Origin of the sequence: Caballeronia udeis, from assembly GCF_001544555.2 — a bacterium.
Taxonomy (GTDB): Bacteria; Pseudomonadota; Gammaproteobacteria; order Burkholderiales; family Burkholderiaceae; genus Caballeronia; species Caballeronia udeis.
In genome coordinates, this window is record NZ_FCOK02000032.1 from 67,721 (window position 1) to 85,949 (window position 18,229).

The 18,229-nt window shown below is 61.0% G+C and carries 21 protein-coding genes; 7 read left to right on the forward strand and 14 right to left on the reverse strand.

Annotated elements, in window-relative coordinates:
- Positions 1-151: 151 nt before the first annotated feature.
- The 4 genes from AWB69_RS22215 to AWB69_RS22230 form a co-directional block, all read right to left on the reverse strand.
- Complete coding sequence (locus tag AWB69_RS22215; protein ID WP_062088772.1) at positions 152-1,219, reverse strand: ABC transporter ATP-binding protein; 1,068 nt, start codon at positions 1,217-1,219, stop codon at positions 152-154.
- Between the two features lie 14 nt (positions 1,220-1,233).
- Positions 1,234-2,067 (reverse strand): ABC transporter permease, encoded by an 834-nt coding sequence (locus AWB69_RS22220; protein ID WP_062088774.1) that lies wholly within the window; start codon positions 2,065-2,067, stop codon positions 1,234-1,236.
- Positions 2,064-2,927, reverse strand: a complete 864-nt coding sequence (locus AWB69_RS22225) for an ABC transporter permease (protein WP_231937196.1) — start codon at positions 2,925-2,927, stop codon at positions 2,064-2,066. Before AWB69_RS22225 ends, AWB69_RS22220 begins: the two co-directional genes overlap by 4 nt.
- A gap of 232 nt (positions 2,928-3,159) precedes the next feature.
- Positions 3,160-4,236, reverse strand: a complete 1,077-nt coding sequence (locus AWB69_RS22230) for an ABC transporter substrate-binding protein (protein ID WP_062088839.1) — start codon at positions 4,234-4,236, stop codon at positions 3,160-3,162.
- Between the two features lie 542 nt (positions 4,237-4,778).
- Here AWB69_RS22230 and AWB69_RS22235 point away from each other — a divergent pair.
- Positions 4,779-5,549, forward strand: coding sequence for a DeoR/GlpR family DNA-binding transcription regulator (locus AWB69_RS22235; RefSeq protein WP_062088777.1), 771 nt, complete (start codon positions 4,779-4,781; stop codon positions 5,547-5,549).
- Between the two features lie 4 nt (positions 5,550-5,553).
- Here AWB69_RS22235 and AWB69_RS22240 read toward each other — a convergent pair whose 3' ends face one another.
- On the reverse strand, positions 5,554-7,227 hold the full coding sequence (locus AWB69_RS22240) for a Na/Pi cotransporter family protein (RefSeq protein ID WP_062088779.1): 1,674 nt from the start codon (positions 7,225-7,227) through the stop codon (positions 5,554-5,556).
- A 193-nt stretch (positions 7,228-7,420) separates the two neighbouring features.
- On the opposite strand from AWB69_RS22240, the gene AWB69_RS22245 reads away from it, so the two are divergent.
- From AWB69_RS22245 to AWB69_RS22260, 4 genes are all read left to right on the forward strand, one after another.
- Positions 7,421-8,104: an HAD family hydrolase gene (locus AWB69_RS22245; RefSeq protein WP_062088781.1), complete on the forward strand. Its 684-nt coding sequence runs from the start codon at positions 7,421-7,423 to the stop codon at positions 8,102-8,104.
- Between the two features lie 154 nt (positions 8,105-8,258).
- Entirely contained in the window at positions 8,259-9,536 is a 1,278-nt protein-coding gene (locus AWB69_RS22250) for a NupC/NupG family nucleoside CNT transporter (protein WP_062088782.1), read from the forward strand.
- A gap of 10 nt (positions 9,537-9,546) precedes the next feature.
- Entirely contained in the window at positions 9,547-9,936 is a 390-nt protein-coding gene (locus AWB69_RS22255; protein WP_062088784.1) for a cytidine deaminase, read from the forward strand.
- Positions 9,933-10,898 (forward strand): nucleoside hydrolase, encoded by a 966-nt coding sequence (locus tag AWB69_RS22260; RefSeq protein ID WP_062088785.1) that lies wholly within the window; start codon positions 9,933-9,935, stop codon positions 10,896-10,898. The genes AWB69_RS22255 and AWB69_RS22260 overlap by 4 nt, the downstream gene beginning before the upstream one ends.
- Here the strand turns inward: AWB69_RS22260 and AWB69_RS22265 are convergent.
- Together AWB69_RS22265 and AWB69_RS22270 are read right to left on the reverse strand one after the other, a co-directional pair.
- Positions 10,895-11,569 carry an alpha/beta hydrolase gene (locus AWB69_RS22265; RefSeq protein ID WP_062088787.1) on the reverse strand — a complete coding sequence of 225 codons (675 nt, stop codon included), beginning with the start codon at positions 11,567-11,569 and terminating at the stop codon, positions 10,895-10,897. The genes AWB69_RS22260 and AWB69_RS22265 overlap by 4 nt on opposite strands.
- Positions 11,570-11,595: 26 nt before the next feature.
- The gene (locus tag AWB69_RS22270) at positions 11,596-11,985 is read right to left on the reverse strand and encodes an MAPEG family protein (RefSeq protein ID WP_062088789.1); all 390 of its coding nucleotides are present in this window, start codon (positions 11,983-11,985) and stop codon (positions 11,596-11,598) included.
- Positions 11,986-12,074: 89 nt separating this feature from the next.
- Here AWB69_RS22270 and AWB69_RS22275 point away from each other — a divergent pair, with 89 nt between their 5' ends.
- Positions 12,075-12,473 carry a PPC domain-containing DNA-binding protein gene (locus AWB69_RS22275; RefSeq protein ID WP_062088791.1) on the forward strand — a complete coding sequence of 133 codons (399 nt, stop codon included), beginning with the start codon at positions 12,075-12,077 and terminating at the stop codon, positions 12,471-12,473.
- On the opposite strand, the gene AWB69_RS22280 is transcribed toward AWB69_RS22275, so the two are convergent.
- The 4 genes from AWB69_RS22280 to AWB69_RS22290 form a co-directional block, all read right to left on the reverse strand.
- The gene (locus AWB69_RS22280; protein WP_062088793.1) at positions 12,464-13,300 is read right to left on the reverse strand and encodes a phosphatase PAP2 family protein; all 837 of its coding nucleotides are present in this window, start codon (positions 13,298-13,300) and stop codon (positions 12,464-12,466) included. The two genes, AWB69_RS22275 and AWB69_RS22280, sit on opposite strands and share 10 nt — an antisense overlap.
- Positions 13,297-14,166, reverse strand: a complete 870-nt coding sequence (locus AWB69_RS22285; protein WP_062088794.1) for a metallophosphoesterase family protein — start codon at positions 14,164-14,166, stop codon at positions 13,297-13,299. The genes AWB69_RS22280 and AWB69_RS22285 overlap by 4 nt, the downstream gene beginning before the upstream one ends.
- Complete coding sequence (locus tag AWB69_RS47885) at positions 14,163-14,339, reverse strand: hypothetical protein (protein ID WP_156528932.1); 177 nt, start codon at positions 14,337-14,339, stop codon at positions 14,163-14,165. Before AWB69_RS47885 ends, AWB69_RS22285 begins: the two co-directional genes overlap by 4 nt.
- Before the next feature lie 313 nt (positions 14,340-14,652).
- On the reverse strand, positions 14,653-15,093 hold the full coding sequence (locus AWB69_RS22290) for a CBS domain-containing protein (RefSeq protein ID WP_062088796.1): 441 nt from the start codon (positions 15,091-15,093) through the stop codon (positions 14,653-14,655).
- A 395-nt stretch (positions 15,094-15,488) separates the two neighbouring features.
- On the opposite strand from AWB69_RS22290, the gene AWB69_RS22295 reads away from it, so the two are divergent.
- A complete protein-coding gene (locus tag AWB69_RS22295; protein ID WP_062088798.1) occupies positions 15,489-16,448 on the forward strand; it encodes a chemotaxis protein in 960 nt (319 codons plus the stop codon).
- 136 nt (positions 16,449-16,584) lie between these two features.
- On the opposite strand, the gene AWB69_RS22300 is transcribed toward AWB69_RS22295, so the two are convergent.
- From AWB69_RS22300 to AWB69_RS22310, 3 genes are all read right to left on the reverse strand, one after another.
- A complete protein-coding gene (locus tag AWB69_RS22300; RefSeq protein WP_062088800.1) occupies positions 16,585-16,851 on the reverse strand; it encodes a hypothetical protein in 267 nt (88 codons plus the stop codon).
- Between the two features lie 309 nt (positions 16,852-17,160).
- The gene (locus tag AWB69_RS22305) at positions 17,161-17,598 is read right to left on the reverse strand and encodes a response regulator (RefSeq protein WP_062088802.1); all 438 of its coding nucleotides are present in this window, start codon (positions 17,596-17,598) and stop codon (positions 17,161-17,163) included.
- Between the two features lie 178 nt (positions 17,599-17,776).
- The gene (locus AWB69_RS22310) at positions 17,777-18,109 is read right to left on the reverse strand and encodes a hypothetical protein (protein ID WP_062088804.1); all 333 of its coding nucleotides are present in this window, start codon (positions 18,107-18,109) and stop codon (positions 17,777-17,779) included.
- Positions 18,110-18,229: the final 120 nt, after the last annotated feature.

The following is an 18,229-nucleotide window of genomic DNA, read 5'->3' on the forward strand; positions in this document are numbered from 1 at the left end:
CGACGCCGGGGAAAATAAGGGCCGTTCCAGCGCCAGGATCCGGGACGGCTCGGCCTCTCCGAACAGAAAAGGCCGCTCGCGCGATGCAAAGCGGCCTCTTGAACCAGCACCCGTCGTCAAGCCGCTTCGGGCGGCTTCAGCTAGCCAATGCTCAAGCCCCCTCCTCCAGCACCAGCAGGTTCTCGTGCGAGAACCCAAGCGCCACGGGTTGCCCGCGTTCCGGCAAACGCCGATTCGGATCGTTGAAGACATCGAGTGAAATCACGGACTGGTCCACGCGCGTCCTGATCCGCACCACCGCGCCGAGGAAATTGACATCCTCAACCGTCGCTGCGAGCGTATTGCGGCCGTTCGCCGGCGCTTCCAGCACGATCGCTTCCGGCCGAACCGCGAGCATCCGCTGCTTGCCGGCATCGGCGGAACCAAGCGCGTGCGAGGTCCGCAATTCCTGACCGCCAACCACGATCTTCCCACTCGCCGGATCCACCACCTGTCCCGACAGCAGGTTCAACGTTCCGACAAACGACGCCACAAAACGCGTACGCGGAAAGTTATAGATCTCCGACGGCGTGCCGATCTGCTCCACGCGCCCTTCGTTCATCACCACGATCCGATCGGAAATTGACAGTGCCTCTTCCTGATCGTGCGTCACGAAAATCGAGGTAATGCCGAGTTCGCGCTGCAAGTTGCGAATGTCCTCACGCAAGGAGACGCGAATCTTCGCATCGAGCGCGGACAGCGGTTCGTCGAGCAGCAGGACCTGCGGTTTATTGGCAAGCGCCCGCGCGAGCGCCACTCGCTGCTGCTGACCACCCGACATCTGCCACGGATACCGGTCGGCCAGGTGAGGCAGCTTGATCAGCTCGAGCATTTCCTTCACCCGCGCCTTGATCTCCGCCTGCGGACGCCCCAATACCTTCAGTCCGAAGCCGATGTTGTCCGCCACCGTCATGTTCGGAAACAGCGCGTACGACTGGAATACCATGCCGACCTTGCGCTGCCGCGTGCGCACGTGGGTGACGTCGCGCCCGCCGAGCTTGATCGTGCCGCGCGTGGGGGTTTCGAAGCCGGCGATCATTCGCAGTACCGTCGTCTTGCCGCAACCCGACGGCCCGAGGAAGGTGATGAATTCGCCGCGTTCGATCTGCATGTCGAACTGATGCAGCACGGTGTTCGTGCCGAACGTCTTGGAAAGGTTTTCGATCTCGAGAAGTGCCATGACAAGCCTGCCCTTTAAATTTTTTGTCCGGCGAGAGAGCGCGCCGAGCCGAAGACCTGAATAAGCCCCATCGAGGCCCACGTAATAGCAAACGCGATGATCGCGAGCGCCGAAGGTTCATACGCCCGGTTCGCGCCGATCAACTGAAGGTACGGCCCGAACGCCGGACGGTTGAGCAGGCTCGCCAGCGTGAATTCACCGATCACCACCGCGAACGTCAGGAACGCGCCCGACAGGATCCCGGAACGCACGTTCGGAAAGATGATCTTGAAGAGGATGGTCGGCCAGTTCGCGCCCAGGCACTCGGCCGCTTCGGTGAGCGAACGGACATCGACGGCGCGTAGGCCCGCATCGACCGAGCGGTACATGTAGGGCAGACACAACGTGACGTAACCGCAGATCAACAGGAAATCGGTCGCGCGCTCATTGCCGGTGAGCGGCAGGAACGAACTGCTGTTGTAGATATGCAGATAGCCGAACACGATCACGATGGCCGGGATCACGAGCGGCAGCAGCGTGATGAACTCGATCAGCGGACGCAGCTTCGGCAAGCGCAACTGCACCCAGTAGGCGGTCGGCACAACCAGTAGCACCCCGAGCACGATGGCGAACACGCCCATCATGATGGAGTAGCCAAACGACGCCTGGAAATGCGGATCGGTGAGGACCACGCGGTAGGCGTCGAAGCTGTATTCATCGCGACGCATCTTCAGGCTGAACTCCACGGTGGCCGCCAGCGGCAACAGGAAGTACAGCGCACCGATGAGCATGGCGATCCAAGCGCCCGCCCGAGTCTGGGCCCGGACCTTGTTGTCCGGAGTCGGAGTGACTGTGGTGACGGTGCTCATCGACGGCCCCTTTCAGCGCGCGAGCGCAACCAGATATAACCGCCGTTGGACAAGCCGGTCACAAGGACCATGCCGAGCGCGAGCGCATAACCAAGATTCTCGTTGTGCAGCACGTCGCCGCGAATCTGCGCGTACAACACAATGGGCACGATGTTGAGCGAACTGCCCGTGAGCGCATAAGCCGTTGCCACCGCGCCGAACGCGTTGGCGAACAGCAGCAGCGTGGCGCCGAGCACGCTCGGCCAGAGAACAGGCAGCGCGACGAACATCCAGTAGTGGTACGCACTTCCGCCCAGACAATCGCAAGCCTCGCGCCATTCGCGCTTCAGGCCGTCGAGCGCGGGCGTGATGATGAGCACCATCAGCGGGATCTGGAAATACAGGTAGGTCAGCGTCAGGCCGGTGAAGCTCAGGATGCTGAAGCCCGTGGAATACAGGTTGATGCCGACATACTTCTTCAGCAACACCGTGACGAGCCCGACGCGCCCAAGCGTGCAGATAAACGCGAACGCGAGCGGCACGCCCGCGAAGTTCGACGCCACGCCGGAGAATGTCATGAGGGTCGGGCGAATCCACACAGGCAGCTTGCCCTGCACCGCCGCCCAGGCCAGCAGGAGCCCGAGCACACCGCCGCCCAATGCCGATGCCGCGCTGACCTTGAAACTGATCCAGTACGCGTCGAGCACGCTGGGCTGAAGCAACTGGCGGAAATTCTCAAGCGTGAAATGGCCCTGTGGATCCTGGAACGCACCGACCATCAGCCACGCGGTGGGCAGCAGCAGGAACAAGACCGCAAACGCAAAAAACGGTAAGACGCCGAGATAATTCCACGCGGGCGACACGCGTCGCGCCGCTTTCATGCCGGGGCCGAGCGACGGGTTCGACTGCCCCTCGCGCTCCTCATGTCCGGACATGGGCGTGGCGATCTTCGATGAAGTGCTCATGATGTCGCTCTTGACTGACAGGCCGCGCTGGAGAAAAGCACAAAGCGCGAGCCGGGAGGTTAACCGGACCTGGAGTCCGGCTAACCGTGCACTACGTTACTTCGTGTGACTACTGCATGTGATTACTTCATGTGACCAAGTCAGGCAGTTACTTCACGTTGGCGCCGACCACCTGGTCCCACTGGCCCGTGATGAGCGTCTTCGAAGCGTTTTGCTCGTCGAGCGTCGGGAACACCACGTTCTTGTAGGCCGACGGCGGCGGCAGCTTGGCGAGCAGCGCTGCCGGGATCTTCTTGTTCGCTTCGAGGTCCTTGAAGCGGATCGGATGGCAGTAGCCGGTCAGCCAGCCAATCTGGCCTTCGTCCGAATACAGGTATTCCATCCACAGCTTCGCCGCGTTCGGGTGCGGAGCGTAAGCGCTGATGCCCTGCACGTAGACGCCGGCAACCACGCCCGTCTTCGGCACGACCACCGACACCTTCGGATTGCCCTTCAGCGTATCGCGATCGGCCAGCGCGTTGTAGTCCCAGCGCACGACGATCGGCGTGGTGCCTTGCGCAAGAGATGCCGCCTTGCCAATCACCGGCACGAAGTTGCCGTTCTTGTTCAGCGTGCTGAAGAAGCTCAGGCCCGCGGCGCCCGCCTTCGATGCGTCGCCCTTGCTTTGCGACAAGCCCGCAGCGTAGACGGCCTGAATCGCCTGGTTAGCCGAGCGCGGGTCGCCCGCGAGCGCCACGGCATTCTTGTAGTCGGCCTTGAGCAGGTCGGCCCAGTCCGTCGGGACCTTGTCGATCATGTCGGTGTTCACTTCAAACGACAGCACGCCGTAGTAATCACCGTACCAATAGCCGTCCTTCTCCTTGGCCGAATCCGGAATGGTCGCCCAGGTCGACACCTTGTAAGGCTGCAGCAAGCCGGCGGCCTGCGCCGTCGGTCCAAACGACAAACCGACGTCGATCACGTCCGGCGCCTGCGGTCCCGTGTTGCCCTTGTTCGCCTTGATGGCTTCGACTTCGTCGCCCGAACCTGCGTCCGGATTCAGCTCGTTCACCGTGATGCCGTACTTCGCCTTGAAGCCCTCGATCAGTGCACCATAACCGCACCAATCGTGCGGCAACGCGATCGTGGTCAACTGGCCTTCCTTCTTCGCAGCAGCGATGAGCGACGCCGGTGGCGCCGCCACGGCCTGCCCCGCGACCGCGGTCAGCGCGGCAATCGCCGCCATGATGGATGCCTTGCCGCTTGAACGGCGAAATGTCGAGGTCACTCGCAACCCGTCTTGATTCATGGTGATTCCATCCTCTGCCTGCGTGCTTACGTTTTTGGAAAGTTGCGTGCTGCCTGCGTGCTGCATAGTCCGAAACTTGTTTTTCTAATGCGCACTCACATTTGGCGCGCACGCGACTCTGGCGGCCAAATGTTTAAGAACGATGACGACAGTGAAAAAGACAGCAATCCAGGACTTGTTTCAGGCACTCCGGACGGTCCAGGGGAACTATCCGCGAGTGTGACGGAGAGACTAAGTTCAAATACCCAAATTCGCAAGTATCCAAAAAAATGCAACATCGGCAGCGCCAGTTCTTGTTAATCTTTCAGCCGGAATCCCTGATAACACCTGACGCCGGACAGCCAATTAATATTGGCGACACACGGGCGACACATAGTCCGTTCACAAGACTTGAGGCGCTGCCGGACCGGATTGGCGGCCACGCAGCGTCTACTCGTTTTCACTAGTCACCGTTCAACTTCAACGCTCAGGAATACGGCATGTGGCAGGAAGATCGTCATCAGAGAATTCGCGCGCTGCTCGCCACACTTGAACGCGTGTCGACCGAACGCATCATGGCCGAACTCGGCGTGTCGCGCGAGACGGTCCGCCGCGATCTGGTGGATCTTGAAGCACTGGGTGAATTGCGGCGCGTGCATGGCGGCGTGACGCGCCCAGCTGGCGAAGCGCCGATCGCCGAGCGCAGCCACACGCGCGTCAAGTCGAAGAACGCCATTGCACGGGCGGCCACCGCGCTGGTCAGCAGTGGCCAGACCTTGTTTATCGACGCCGGCACGACCACCGCCATCCTGGCCGAAGAACTCGCCAAGCTGGCCAACCTGACCATCATCACCAACTCAATAGACGTTGCCCAGAAGATGCGGGCAACCGGCGAAAAGACGGATGCCAGCAACGAGATCATCCTGCTTGGCGGCTCGATCAGCGACCGGGCATTTGCCACGGTAGGCGGCACGACCGTCGCCGAAATCCTCAGGTACCGCGCCGACGTGGCGCTGCTCTCGCCGGTCGCCATCGATCACCGGCATGGCGCGACCAACTTCGATCACGCCGAGACCGAAGTGGCTCGCGCCATGGTCGCGCACGCCGACCGGGTAGTGATCCTGGCCGACTACAGCAAGATCGGGCAGTGCAGCAGGATTGCGTTCTGTCCGATCAATCGCGTGGATACGCTGATCACCAACAAGAAAGGCGCCGACGGTCCCGCGCTGCTGTCATTGCGCAAGAAGCTGCCGCAAGTCATTCTCGCCTAGCGTTTCAAACGCTGTCGTTACCGTAGGTGGCGTCGAGCACGCGGCGCCGCAGCCGGGTGTCGCGCAACGCGCCGGCTGCGTCGAGCACCGGGTACGCGGTTGAGCAGAACAACGAGTTGAGGCGCTTGAGGTCGCTGATGATGTCGAGATGCAGCGCACTGGTCTCGATGCTGCGCGCGCTCTGCCCAGCCAGCCGGTCCAGGTGCGCATACGAATAACTGCGCTCGAGATCGCGGAACCGTTCCTTCTCGGCGAGCAGGCGCTCGGCGCTACGCAAGTCGCTATTGAGAAACACGCTCAAACCCAGTTGCAAGGTCAGGATCACGCGGGAATGAAGGTCCTCCAGCTCGGCCAGGCCCTCAGGCGAAAAGGCCAGCCGGTGCGTAATCTTCTTCTCCAGAATGTTGGTCGCCACCCGTTCGAGGATGTCGCCCGCATGCTCCAGATTGATGGTCAACGTAATGATGTCGGTCCAGCGGCGGCTATCCGCCTCGTCGAGCTGCTCGCGTGAGATGCGGGCAAGATAGGTCTTTACCGCCGCGTAGAGCTGATCGACGTCGTCGTCCATGCGGATTGTCGAGCGCGCCTTGGCCGGGTCGTTGGCCCGCATCAGGTCGAGCAGGTTGTCGAGCATGGTGCGAATGATGTCGCCGATCCTCAGCGTTTCGCGCGCGGCATTCGCCAGAGCAAGCGTAGGCGTGGAGAGCGCGACGGGATCAAGATACAACGGCCGCAGTTCCGGGTTGACTTCAGGCCGGTCCGGCAGCAGGCGATTACACAGGCGCGACACCGGATCGATCAACGGCATGCACGCCACGCAGCGCACCATGTTGTAGATGAGGTGGAACGTGATCACCGCCTCGCGCGGATACGGGATCAACGCGCCAATGCCTTTGGCGATCCACGGGGCGAACGGCAGCACGATCAATGCGCCGGCCAGCTTGAACAGCACGTTGCCGAGGGCGAGGCGCCGGCCGGCGGGGTTTTGTCCCAGCGTGCCGATCACCGCAAGCAGCCCGCTGCCCAGGTTCGCACCAATCACGAGGCACACCGCCACCTTCAGCGAAATCACGCCCGACGACGCCAGCGTTGCGGTCAGCAGCACCGCTGCAAGACTGGAGTAGGAGATCATGGCGAAGGCCGCGCCTACCAGCGTATCGAGCATGGAGTCGCCCGTCAGCGCCCCGAACATGACCTTCACGCCCTCGCCCTGCATCACGGGCTGCGCGGCCTCCACAATCAGGTGCAGGGCCAGCAGGATCAGCCCCAGCCCGATGATCGTACGTCCCACCTGACCGGTACGGGTCTGTTTGAACGACAGGAACGCGATCACGCCGCCGAGCAGCAGGATGGGTGACAGCCACGAGAGATCGAGCGTGAGCACACGCGACATCAGCGCGGTGCCGACGTCCGCACCCAGCATGATGGCGAGCCCGGGTGCGAGCGGCAGCAGGCCTTGCGCTGCGAACGACGAAGCCAGCACGGCGGTCGCGTTGCTGCTCTGGACCAGGCTTGTCACGCACAAGCCTGCGCCAAATGCCCGGAAGCGGCTGTTCGCACTGCGTCCCAGCACGCGCCGCAACTCGGCGCCGAAGACCCGCAGGATGCCGGTCCGGACAATATGCGTGCCCCATACCAGCAGGGCCACGCCTGACAAAATATTCAAGAGAATCAACATGAGGCTACGTCCGTTGTTCGTTCCGACTGTACTGCCATCCGTGCCATGATGCCACGCAAACAGGTTGTACAATTTTGCTTTGTTGTAGTTTTGGGTATTTAAAGTTACGATCGAATCGTCTTGGGAAACCTGTGCCGGACGGTGGTCCGGCGCGCTTTTTACCCGCTTTTAACCTGCCATCAAGGGCTATGGGATGAGTCGTACTCTGGCGTTGTTCGATCTGGATCACACATTGCTGCCGCTGGACAGCGATCAGTCGTGGGCGCGCTTCTACGCCACGCTGGGTTTCGAGGGCAGTGCGGACCATGCGGAAGAAATTGACGCCTGCTATCAGCAATACGTCGCCGGCACGCTCGACATGGACGCGTATCTGGGCCTGACGCTCGCGCCACTGGCGCATCATCCGCGCGCGCAACTTGACGCGTGGCATGAGACCTTCATGAAGACGGTGATCGAACCGGCCATCCGCCCCGAAGCGCTTGCGCTGCTGCGCCGTCATCGCGACGCGGGGCACTTGTGCTGCATCGTTACCGCTACCAATGCGTTCGTCACCGCGCCCATTGCGAAGGCGCTTGGCGTTGAGCACTTGCTGGCCATCGACCTGGGCACTGAAGGCGATGATCCGCTCGGGCGTTACACCGGGCGCCCGGTGGGCGTGGTGACGTTCCGCGAAGGCAAGATTGTCCGCACCGAGCAATGGCTGGCTTCCCAGGGATTGAAGCTGGCGGATTTCGAAACAAGCTATTTCTATAGCGATTCCGTCAACGACGTGCCGTTGATGGAGCGTGTCACCCATCCGGTTGCAACGAATCCCGACGCGAAATTGCGGGTGATTGCAGCCGAGCGCAACTGGCCGGTCATCGAATTGTTCGCGTAAGGTTCTGGTTCGCCTCCGGGACTTCAAGGGAGGGGTCCAGCGGCCCGCAGACATCACGGGAACGCGGCGTGAACCCAATCTCCCGCCCTATTCTCCAAACCCCGCACATGGCGTAGCATCCGCCCATTCCTCTGACAAACACATATAACGAGACATGGCCCTGATCGCACGCAATCTGCTTGGCATCGCCGTCCTGCTGCTTATCGCTTTCATCTTCTCCGCCAATCGCCGCGCCATTCGCCTGCGCACCATCGGGCCTGCCCTGCTGGCGCAGGTCGGCATCGGCGCCTTCATCCTGTTCGTGCCCTTCGGCAAAAGCGTGCTCTCCGCCGCGGCGGCAGGCGTCAATCACATACTCGGCTATGGCAACGCAGGCATCGAGTTCCTGTTCGGCGGTCTTGTCCAGCCAAAGATGTTCGAACTGTTCGGCAACGGCGGATTCGTCTTCGCCGTTCGCGTGCTGCCCGCCATCATCTTCGTGACCGCCCTGATCTCGGTGCTCTATTACCTCGGCATCATGCGCTGGATCGTGATCGTGCTCGGCACGGTCTTTCAGAAGCTGCTCGGGGTGTCGAAGATCGAATCGTTCTCGGCCGTGACCACCATCTTCCTCGGCCAAAGCGAAATGCCGGCGGTCGTGAAGCCGTTCGCACGCGACATGACAAGCGCGGAGCTGTTCGCCGTGATGTCGAGCGGCATGGCGGCAGTCGCGGGTTCCGTGCTCGCGGGTTATGCGGGCCTCGGCGTGAAGGTGGAATACCTGCTCGCTGCGTCATTCATGGCCGTGCCGGGTGGATTGCTGTTCGCCAAGATCATCCATCCCACGAGCGAAGCCAGCCGTGTGACCCTCGAAAACCTGAACTTCGACGAGAAACGTTCTGCGAACGTGATCGAAGCGGCCAGTTCCGGCGCAACCGTCGGCCTGAAGATCGCGGTCATGGTCGGCGCCATGATGATTGCGTTCGTCAGCCTGATCGCGTTGCTGAACGGAGTGGTGGGCGGCATCGGGGGCTGGTTCGGCGACCCAAATCTATCCATGCAATCCATGCTTGGCACCGTGTTCGCACCGCTTGCGTATCTGATCGGCGTGCCTTGGGATCAGGCCGCCCTCGCCGGCAACTTCCTCGGTCAGAAACTCATTCTCAACGAGTTCGTGGCGTACGCGTCACTGTCTCCGTATTTGAAGGACTCCGCCAGCGTCGCCGCGGCTGGATTGCAGGCGCTCGATCCGCGTACCATAGCGATCTTGTCTTTCGCGCTGTGCGGCTTCGCAAATTTTTCGTCCATCGCCGTGCTGACCGGCGGCTTCAGCGCGGTTGCGCCGGAGCGGCGCGCGGAAGTCGCACGCTACGGCCTGCGGGTCGTGCTCGCGGCCACACTCTCGAACCTGATGAGCGCGACAATCGCGGGCATGTTCCTGACGCTGAACTAAGGAGTCACGCATGACGATGGACCAGTTGCTCGAACGCGCGAAGAACGCGCGCGATCGCGCCTACGCACCCTATTCCAGGTTCAAGGTCGGCGCCGCTTTGCTCACCAAGGACGGTCGCGTGTTCGATGGCTGCAATGTCGAGAATGCATCGTACGGGTTGTGCAATTGTGCGGAACGTACGGCGTTTTTCAGCGCTGTCGCCGCGGGTTACACACGTGACCAGTTCACGGCGCTCGCAGTCATTGGCGACACCGACGGACCGATTGCACCTTGCGGCGCATGCCGGCAGGTGATCATTGAACTGGGCGGCCCCGACCTGACCATTCGCCTCGGCAACCTCAATGGCGCGATCCGCGACACGACTGCCCGCGAACAACTTCCCGATGCGTTCTACCTATGACAAACCATAAAGTCATCTACGACACCGACCCGGGTGTCGACGACGCCATGGCACTGGTGTTCCAGGCGCTGCATCCCGAGATCGAATTGCTTGGCATCACGAGCGTGTTCGGCAACGCGACCATAGAAACGACCACGGCTAACGCGCTCTATCTGCGTTCGCGTTTTGCACCCGGCGTGCCGGTGGCGCGCGGGGCGGCAGCGCCGTTGCATCGTGCGCCGCCTGCGCCGGTCGGCTGGATTCACGGCGACAACGGTCTTGGCAATATCGAACTGAGCCAGCCCGCTGATACAACGCTCGACGCACGTCCCGCGCATCAGTTCATGATCGATACGGTTCGTGCACATCCTGGCGAGGTGACGCTGATCGCAGTCGGTCCGTTGACGAATCTCGCGCACGTGCTGAAAGCCGACCCGGACATCGTCGGGCTGGTGAAGCAGGTCGTCATCATGGGCGGTGCATTCGGGATTGCGGGCGTGCTCGGCAACGTGTCGCCGGCCGCTGAAGCCAACATCATGTGCGATCCCGATGCAGCGGATCTCGTGCTCGGCGCCGCATGGCCGGTCACGCTGGTCGGACTGGACGTCACGCAAAGCACGATCATGCCGAACGAATGGCTGGCATCGGTCTGCGACGGCGCGGGCGAGACCGGCCGTTTTGTGTGGGACGTATCACGGCATTACGCGCAGTTCCACCGTGACAGCGCCGGACTCGAAGGCATCTATGTCCACGATGCGTCGGCGGTGGCGTACGTACTGGCTCCGCATCTCTATACCGTGCGCAAAGGGCCCGTGCGTGTGCTGACCAGCGGAATGGCCACCGGTCAGACGATACAGAAACCCTCGACCATGCGCGTTCCCGCGCCGGACTGGGACGACCGTCCGGCGCAGTCGGTCTGCATCGGCGTGGATGCAGCCGGCATGCTGGAGTTATATAAAAACACCTTGATGAAGGCAGTCTAGGCGCGCAGCCTTGCGCCGAGCCAGACCCGCAAGGCCTCGACTTCTTCGGCACAGACAGAGTGCGGCATGGGGTAGGTATGCCATTCCAGCTTGCACTTGTGCGCAAGCGCGAAGTCGCGGCCTTGAATGGCCAGCTCGATCGGCAGCACGGGGTCCTGGGTGCCATGTGCGGCGAAGATCGGCGTGTCGCGATTCGCATCGCTGAACGCCGCATCAATCAAACCGGGCGACGGCACGTAACCGGACAACACCATCAGCCCCGCCAGTTTCTCCGGATGCGTGAGTCCTGCGGTGTAAGTCATCGCTCCGCCCTGCGAAAAACCTGCGAGGAAAATCTTCGAGGTCGGAATACCGCGCTCGTTCTCCCGCGCGATCAGTTCGCGAATCCGTTCGCACGAAACCTTCAATCCGGCTTCATCGACCCTGCGGTTCACGCCTTCGAACGACAGAATGTCGTACCACGCCCGCATCACATAACCGTTGTTGCCGGTGACCGGTATTTCGGGGGCATTCGGAAACACGAAACGCACGCCGGGCAGATCGCCCAGGCGCAGCTCCGGCACCAGCGGGATAAAGTCATTGGCGTCGGCGCCCAGGCCGTGCATCAGGATCACGGCGAACTTGGGATTCGGCGCGGTTTCCACGTCGATGGTGGTGAGCAAAGCGGTCATTGGCTGGACTCCGGTTTCAGATGTTTTCAGATGATAGGGACAAGAACAAGAATGATGCCGAAAAGCGAGACGAGCCATACGAGCGAGCGCAGGAATGGAATCCCTGCCGCGTACAGGGGCAGGTAGATCACGCGAGCGATGATGTACAACCACGCGCCGTAAAGCGTCAGCGTGCCTTCCCGGCCGGCCATGTGCGCGACCAGGATGGCGATGGCGAACACGGGCAAGGTCTCGAACAGGTTGGCCTGGGCACGCATCAGACGGCCAGTCACCTTGCCGACTGGCGGCCCCGGCTGGTCACGCGGTCCGCCGTTATATCCCACGCCGGTTTCCCGGTTGCGAACCACCGACGGCAGCAGCACCTGAATGAGGGCGAGTACAAGCGCCCAGGCGAGGATATGAAGTTCGGTCGTCATGGGAGGTGCCCGTTTGATTGGAGGTCGTTACGCAAAACCGGAATCATCATGCCATCATTGATGCATTACGTAGCCTTGGGACTTCACTCATGCAAACACTTCCCGTGCGCCTTGTTCCCGGCGACGACCTGCGTGTGGCGCTTGAGACAATCGCGCGAGACCAGGCCCTTGGCGCCGCGTTCGTGATGCAGGGCATTGGCAGCCTGAGCGTGGCGAACCTGCGTTACGCGGGCCTCGACCAGCCGGCCCGGCTTACCGGCGACCTCGAGATCCTGACGCTGGCCGGCTCGCTTGCTGCTGACGGCGCGCATCTTCACATGGCCGTCTCGAATGCCGAGGGCCATGTGTACGGCGGCCATGTATCGCCGGGATGCATTGTTCGGACGACGGCGGAAATCCTGATCGTTTGCCTGGACGGCGTGCGCTTCTCACGCGATCTGGATCCGCGCACCGGCTTCCCCGAACTCTCGATACACCCTCAGGCCTGACGCCGCGACGGCCTCGGCCAATACCTGCGGGTCAGTTCGATGCTCAAGATACACGCCACCAGCCAAACCGTTCCCAGTGCAAAGCCCGCCAGCACGTCGCTCGCGAAATGCACGCGCAGGAATACGCGGCTGCTTGCCGTGGTGAACGCGATGAGCGTGGCCGCCACGATGACGGCCAGGCGCCAGCGGTCCGGCAAAACCCGCACGAGCACATACGCAATGATGCCGTAGGTGACGAGCGACCCCGATGAATGACCGCTCGGAAAACTCCATCCGGTGGCGGTGGCGATCGATTGATCATGCACTGGCCGCACGCGTTCAAACAGATGCTTGAAGATGCTGTTGAGCAGGCCGTTGCCGACTATCGCGAGTGTGAAGCCAATGGCCAGCGCATACCGTCGCCGCACCGTCAGGATCGCTGCGCCGAGCACGCACCACACGCCGAGTAACCATGCATCGCCCAGATGCGTGACCAGTGCAAACGCGCGGATCACGCCGATAGGAACCGCGCTCGCTATGCCGTCGGCAAAGGCCTGGTCCAACCGGCCGAGTGTCTCTCCTGCGCCTATTTCATCAGCAATCGCGGCGAACAAGGCAGCCGCGCCAACGATCACGACGAAGCTCACCGCCAGATTCACGATCAGCAGGACCCTGGCCGACGGGCCGCCTTCTTCGCGCGGCAGACCGTAACGTTGAACGAGCTGCCACACACTCAGCACTACGACCATCGCGAGAACCAGGGACACCGCAAACACCGTCAATGCATGTTCACCGGCTATATGTGCTACCTCAAACAAGCCGGCGTACGGCCCTTCAGTCTGTTTCATAAAAGCGTCGCTAATGGAGTCTTGAGTGACTCGCTATCCAGGTCGAGTTCGTGTTGCATGTTGAGTTCAAACGATGCGCTCGCCCGACTGAAATCCCAGCGCGCAACGATCGCACGGCGAATTGCGCGATGAAGCGCACCGCGTGCGTCCGTCTTGGACCCGTCGTAGTCAATCACGTTCACTGAATTGGGCACGCGCCCGCGCACGCGCGAAGACAGCGCGGTTCCTGCCTGCACGGCCCACATCTGATGCGGCAAGTCCTTATACGCAACATGCAGCGGCGTCACATACGGAAGATGGATATGGCCGCCCAGGATCAGGTCCACGCCCGCTTGCGACCAGCGTTCAATCGCATGTTCGCGGCCGTGCAACAGGTTCCTGATGTCGTTGGTACGCGCTGCCGCCACGGGCTGATGCGTGACCACAACCCGCAACTGACGCGGTGTCGCATGGTCGAGGCAGCGAACCACGCGCTCGACTTGTTGCACGGATATTTCGCCATCCTTACGACGATACGCACGCGTGGTATTGACACCGATCACCAGCAGCTCGGCCGATTCGAACACAGGTTCGAGATCGTCTCCGAACACGCGCTGATGATTGGCATACGGATGTGCGATGCGAGCGAAGAGGTTGTACAGCGGAATGTCATGATTACCGGGAACGATAATAAAAGGCGTTGCACCGAATGTATCGACGAACGCCCGCGCTGCATTAAATTGTGCACGCCTGGCGCGCTGCGTGATGTCACCGGACATGACAACGAGATCGGGCTGCAGCATATTGGCAAGCCGCTGCAATGCTGCCACGACCGGCGGTTGTTCGGTGCCAAAGTGCGGATCAGAAATCTGGAGCAACAGGGTCATGAGCGATTGGCGTTGGCCACGTCTGCCTCGAGCTTGAGCAGGAACAACGGCTCCGGAGCTACGCGAAATTCGAGCGGCATGGTGATCCAGTTTATCTCGCCACCGGCCGCAACCTTGACGGGTCGTTGACGTTTGGACGGATGCGTCACCGTGATGCGCTTGAACGCGATCATGAAGGGCGCTCCTCTGAAGTCAGAGGCCGAATGCAACCCGGCGAGGGAACAGGTGCCCTGAGTCAGGCCAATGCATCAGGCCAATGCATCAGGCCAATGCATCAGGCCAATGCGCGGCATCGGCCAATTATAACAATTAGCTTACATAGCGATTGGCTGATCGAATCCGCCGCAGCGGTCTTGACGGATCGAACAATGACTACGCGCGGTAACCCGAGCCGCGCCCGAACCGAGTGAGCGCAATGCACACGCAGCAACACCAATAAAACACAGCGCGGCGTTTTCACGCCGCGCTGCGCCCCTCCCGGGCAAGCTACATGTGCTCGCCTCGAATATATCCCTCGAGCTGATGAATCGTGAGCTGCTGCTCGGAGATAATATTTTTCACCAGATCGCCGATTGAAATCATGCCCACCAGCTTCTCGCCATCAATCACCGGCAGATGCCGCATGCGGCGCTCAGTCATCAGGGCCATGCAGTCGTCCGTGGTCTGGTCGGGACGCACGAAACGCACTTGCGAGGTCATGATTTCGCGCACGGGAGTCTGCCGCGAGACGCGGTCCATCAGCACGACTTTGCGGGCATAGTCGCGCTCGGTCATGATGCCGACGATCGCCTCGCCGTGGGTCACGATCAGGGCGCCAATGTGCTTCTCCGCCATCATCGCGATCGCCTCGTAGACCGATGCCGTATCGGCGATCGTGAAGATGGTGTGATCGGGTTTCGAATTAAGAACTTGTGCGACTGTTGCCATCGAACGCCTCCGTTGAACCGCGCGACGCCTGCCGGCTGGCGGGCGTTTCACATGGGTGAATAGCCGGCTTGCCGGTCGCACGGCGCCTGTCACCGCGGGTTCGGGCGACACTCCGCACCCGCCGCGTTAGATCAATTGCCTTGCATTGGCACCTTACATCCGGATTACCCAGCCCATTCAAAAAGTATAGGCCAGACACCTGCCGCGTGAACGCTGGAAAACACTGCTTTTTATGCGTCCAAGGGTCTATCCCGATGCTGCCGCGCGAGAGAGCCGGCCGGCATGAAACAGTCTCGTCACAAAGCATCGAAAAACGCTTCAGTTTCCCCGCATCCCGCCGCTAATCAGGAACCGGCTATTTAGAAGCCAGGCATAAATCGATCAGGAGAACCACCTTGAGCAGTTCACAACACGACATCGAACAGCGGGTTCGGCTCGCCGGCAACAACATGTTCGAACTGCTCCTGTTTCGCCTGGGCGAAGCACCGGACTCCGAACAACGCGAGCTGTACGGCATCAATGTGTTCAAGGTGCGCGAGATTCTCGCGATGCCGCCGATCACCGTGGTCGCCGGCGCAGACCCGGAGATTCTTGGCGTAGCCGACATCCGCGGCCAGATCATCCCTGTAATCGACCTGGCGCAGGTCACGGGCTGCCAGCCGAAGAACGGCCTGAAGATCCTGCTGGTCACCGAATTCGCGCGCACGACGCAAGGGTTCGCCGTCGAGGAAGTCGATGACATCGTACGGCTGGAGTGGAATCAGGTTTTGTCCGCGGAATCGCATTCGAGCGGGCGGACGGTGACCAGCTTCGCGCGCCTCGACGGCAACGTGGACGGCTCGCGGCTCGCGCAGGTGCTCGACGTCGAGCAGATCCTGCGCGACGTGCTGCCGTCGACTGAAGTGGAGATCACCGAATCGAGCACCGGACGGGTGATTCTGAAACCGGGCACCAAAGTGCTCGCCGCCGACGACTCCGGCGTCGCGCGCAGCCTGATCGAACAAAGCCTGACCGCGATGGGCGTGTCGTTCATCATGACCAAGAGCGGCCAGGAAGCGTGGGACGTGCTGGAAGACCTGCAGAGCAAGGCGGAAAAACATGGTGGCTGTGCCGCGGACGAAATCGCGCTCGTGCTGACCGACCTGGAAATGCCCGAGATGGACGGATTCACGTTGACGCGCCGCATCAAGGCGAACGCCGGCATGCAGGCCATTCCGGTCGTGATCCATTCGTCGCTGTCGGGGTCGGCGAATGAGGAGCATGTGCGCAAAGTGGGCGCAAACGCCTATGTAGCCAAGTTCGCGGCCTCGGAATTGGCAACGGTGATGCGGGACGCGCTCAAGACAGGCACCTGAAGCACTCCTTCCTCATGCACAAAACAAAGGCCCGCTGAACTTTCGCTCAGCGGGCCTTTGTCCGTTTCAGGTCGTCCAGCTCGGCGCGATCATGGCGGCACACGTACTGCCGGCCATGCACGTAGAAGCTTGAGAATTACTGACCGAAGAAAACAGCTTGTGCGTTGTTGGTACGGCTGTGGCTCGAACCCGATTGCGACACCGACGTACGTTCGCCACCGTAGGCGTTCGTATCAGCGTTGTTTTGTGCAGCGATGGTTTGCGTGTTCAGGCCTTGTTGCGAAGCCGGAGCGCCAACCGTCGGGCGATACGAAGGTGCCGGGCCGTAGCCGCTGGCAAATGCCGGAACAGCGATAGAAGCAGTAGCAGCGATGAGTAACGATGCAAGAAGATTCTTTTTCATGGTGAGCTCCGATATACGTTGGCTTTCGACTGGTTCAGAAGGCGTCGCAGCGGTCAGACTTTGTTTCGGTGGCTGCTTCGTCGATGAAATGCAGTGTATACCCCTACTATCGGTTTTTTATCTCCATAAACTTCAATACACTTTTCGGGATAAGCCAATAATCGAATGAGGTCCCGATCCTGAAAAATCGACGCGAGCGCGCCTGGAAAAGGCTTGCAGGGAAGTTAAGGTAAGGGAAAATTTTAAGGGCCGGACTCCATCGAAATCAGAAAAATTTCGATGAGGTGCCCGGAAATGCTGATTGAACCTTCAGTGAACCTGGACCAGCCGGCTGATCAAATCCACCAGGACACCGGGCGCATTGCCCTTCTGGCAGTAGCCGTCGAAACCTGCATGGAGGCCTTTCGAGCGGACGTAATCCTCGCCGAGCGCCGTAAACGCAATGATCCCGGCGTTACGGGTGGGAGAAATCCGGCGCAGGACCCGCGCGGTCGCAAAACCGTCGTGCTCCGGCATGCTGATATCGAGAATCACGACGTGCGGCACCCAGCCGTCAATAGCCTGCAGCGCATCCACGCCGCTCAGCACATAACGCGCGTCGCAACCGTCCGCGCTCAGCGCCGCGGCAAGGCCTTCGGCACTGGCGGCGTTGTCGTCGACAACCAGAATTCGCCAGCGCTCAGCGTCCGCTTCGACGTTCCGATCGGTCCATAACACGCAGCTTGGGGTAAAAGAGACTGAAACCATGACCGCTCAGATTTATGCATGTGCAGCAAACGCAGCATTTTCCGCGCCATCCTGCTTTTTTGCTGCGAGCGGTTTCTGCCGGTGTAATGAAAAAACCGCCAGATCTCTTGTCCGATAAAGCCAGACGGGCTTAGAGGCAGCGCCGCGTGGGTTTCACGAGACGACAGCCGGCCCGGTTTCAGGATTTGGTTTTGGCTTTTTTGCTGGAAGATTCGTCCGTGGAGCGTAGTTTTGCGTTTGCCGATACCAACAGATTTGCATCGACCTGACGCACCGCGTGTTCAACTCCTTCCAGCGCCTCGCGCAAAGTGCGCTTTTGAGCCTTGTCCAGCAGGTGCGGCCCCGATTCGGCTACCAGCTTCGCTTCTTTTTCAAGCCGTTTGAGCAATTTGGCTCCCAGACGGCTGTCGATGGCTTGCTCGCCCAGCAATTCGACGATGCTCGTCGCGAGCCGCGTCAGTCCGTCTGCCGTGGTTTGCGTAGGTTCGTCCTGCTCGACGCGATCTTCCATTTGTGTTTCCCCGATGAAGCGTAAAGGGTCGGGCTGCGCCCGACGGCCCTCTTGCACCGCGCGAGTCTACCCATCGGGCGTGACATCCATAAGTACTTTCTGTGTCACGCGGCATTTGCC

Coding starts and splice junctions, on each gene's coding strand:
- AWB69_RS22300 (WP_062088800.1), bottom strand. CDS start 16,851: ATGAAAAAGAATCTTCTTGCATCGTTACTCATCGCTGCTACTGCTTCT.
- AWB69_RS22270 (WP_062088789.1), bottom strand. CDS start 11,985: ATGACGACCGAACTTCATATCCTCGCCTGGGCGCTTGTACTCGCCCTC.
- AWB69_RS22225 (WP_231937196.1), bottom strand. CDS start 2,927: ATGAAAGCGGCGCGACGCGTGTCGCCCGCGTGGAATTATCTCGGCGTC.
- AWB69_RS22245 (WP_062088781.1), top strand. CDS start 7,421: ATGAGTCGTACTCTGGCGTTGTTCGATCTGGATCACACATTGCTGCCG.
- AWB69_RS22215 (WP_062088772.1), bottom strand. CDS start 1,219: ATGGCACTTCTCGAGATCGAAAACCTTTCCAAGACGTTCGGCACGAAC.
- AWB69_RS22310 (WP_062088804.1), bottom strand. CDS start 18,109: ATGGAAGATCGCGTCGAGCAGGACGAACCTACGCAAACCACGGCAGAC.
- AWB69_RS22265 (WP_062088787.1), bottom strand. CDS start 11,569: ATGACCGCTTTGCTCACCACCATCGACGTGGAAACCGCGCCGAATCCC.
- AWB69_RS22260 (WP_062088785.1), top strand. CDS start 9,933: ATGACAAACCATAAAGTCATCTACGACACCGACCCGGGTGTCGACGAC.
- AWB69_RS22230 (WP_062088839.1), bottom strand. CDS start 4,236: ATGGCGGCGATTGCCGCGCTGACCGCGGTCGCGGGGCAGGCCGTGGCG.
- AWB69_RS47885 (WP_156528932.1), bottom strand. CDS start 14,339: ATGATCGCGTTCAAGCGCATCACGGTGACGCATCCGTCCAAACGTCAA.
- AWB69_RS22235 (WP_062088777.1), top strand. CDS start 4,779: ATGTGGCAGGAAGATCGTCATCAGAGAATTCGCGCGCTGCTCGCCACA.
- AWB69_RS22240 (WP_062088779.1), bottom strand. CDS start 7,227: ATGTTGATTCTCTTGAATATTTTGTCAGGCGTGGCCCTGCTGGTATGG.
- AWB69_RS22275 (WP_062088791.1), top strand. CDS start 12,075: ATGCAAACACTTCCCGTGCGCCTTGTTCCCGGCGACGACCTGCGTGTG.
- AWB69_RS22250 (WP_062088782.1), top strand. CDS start 8,259: ATGGCCCTGATCGCACGCAATCTGCTTGGCATCGCCGTCCTGCTGCTT.
- AWB69_RS22290 (WP_062088796.1), bottom strand. CDS start 15,093: ATGGCAACAGTCGCACAAGTTCTTAATTCGAAACCCGATCACACCATC.
- AWB69_RS22280 (WP_062088793.1), bottom strand. CDS start 13,300: ATGAAACAGACTGAAGGGCCGTACGCCGGCTTGTTTGAGGTAGCACAT.
- AWB69_RS22220 (WP_062088774.1), bottom strand. CDS start 2,067: ATGAGCACCGTCACCACAGTCACTCCGACTCCGGACAACAAGGTCCGG.
- AWB69_RS22255 (WP_062088784.1), top strand. CDS start 9,547: ATGACGATGGACCAGTTGCTCGAACGCGCGAAGAACGCGCGCGATCGC.
- AWB69_RS22305 (WP_062088802.1), bottom strand. CDS start 17,598: ATGGTTTCAGTCTCTTTTACCCCAAGCTGCGTGTTATGGACCGATCGG.
- AWB69_RS22285 (WP_062088794.1), bottom strand. CDS start 14,166: ATGACCCTGTTGCTCCAGATTTCTGATCCGCACTTTGGCACCGAACAA.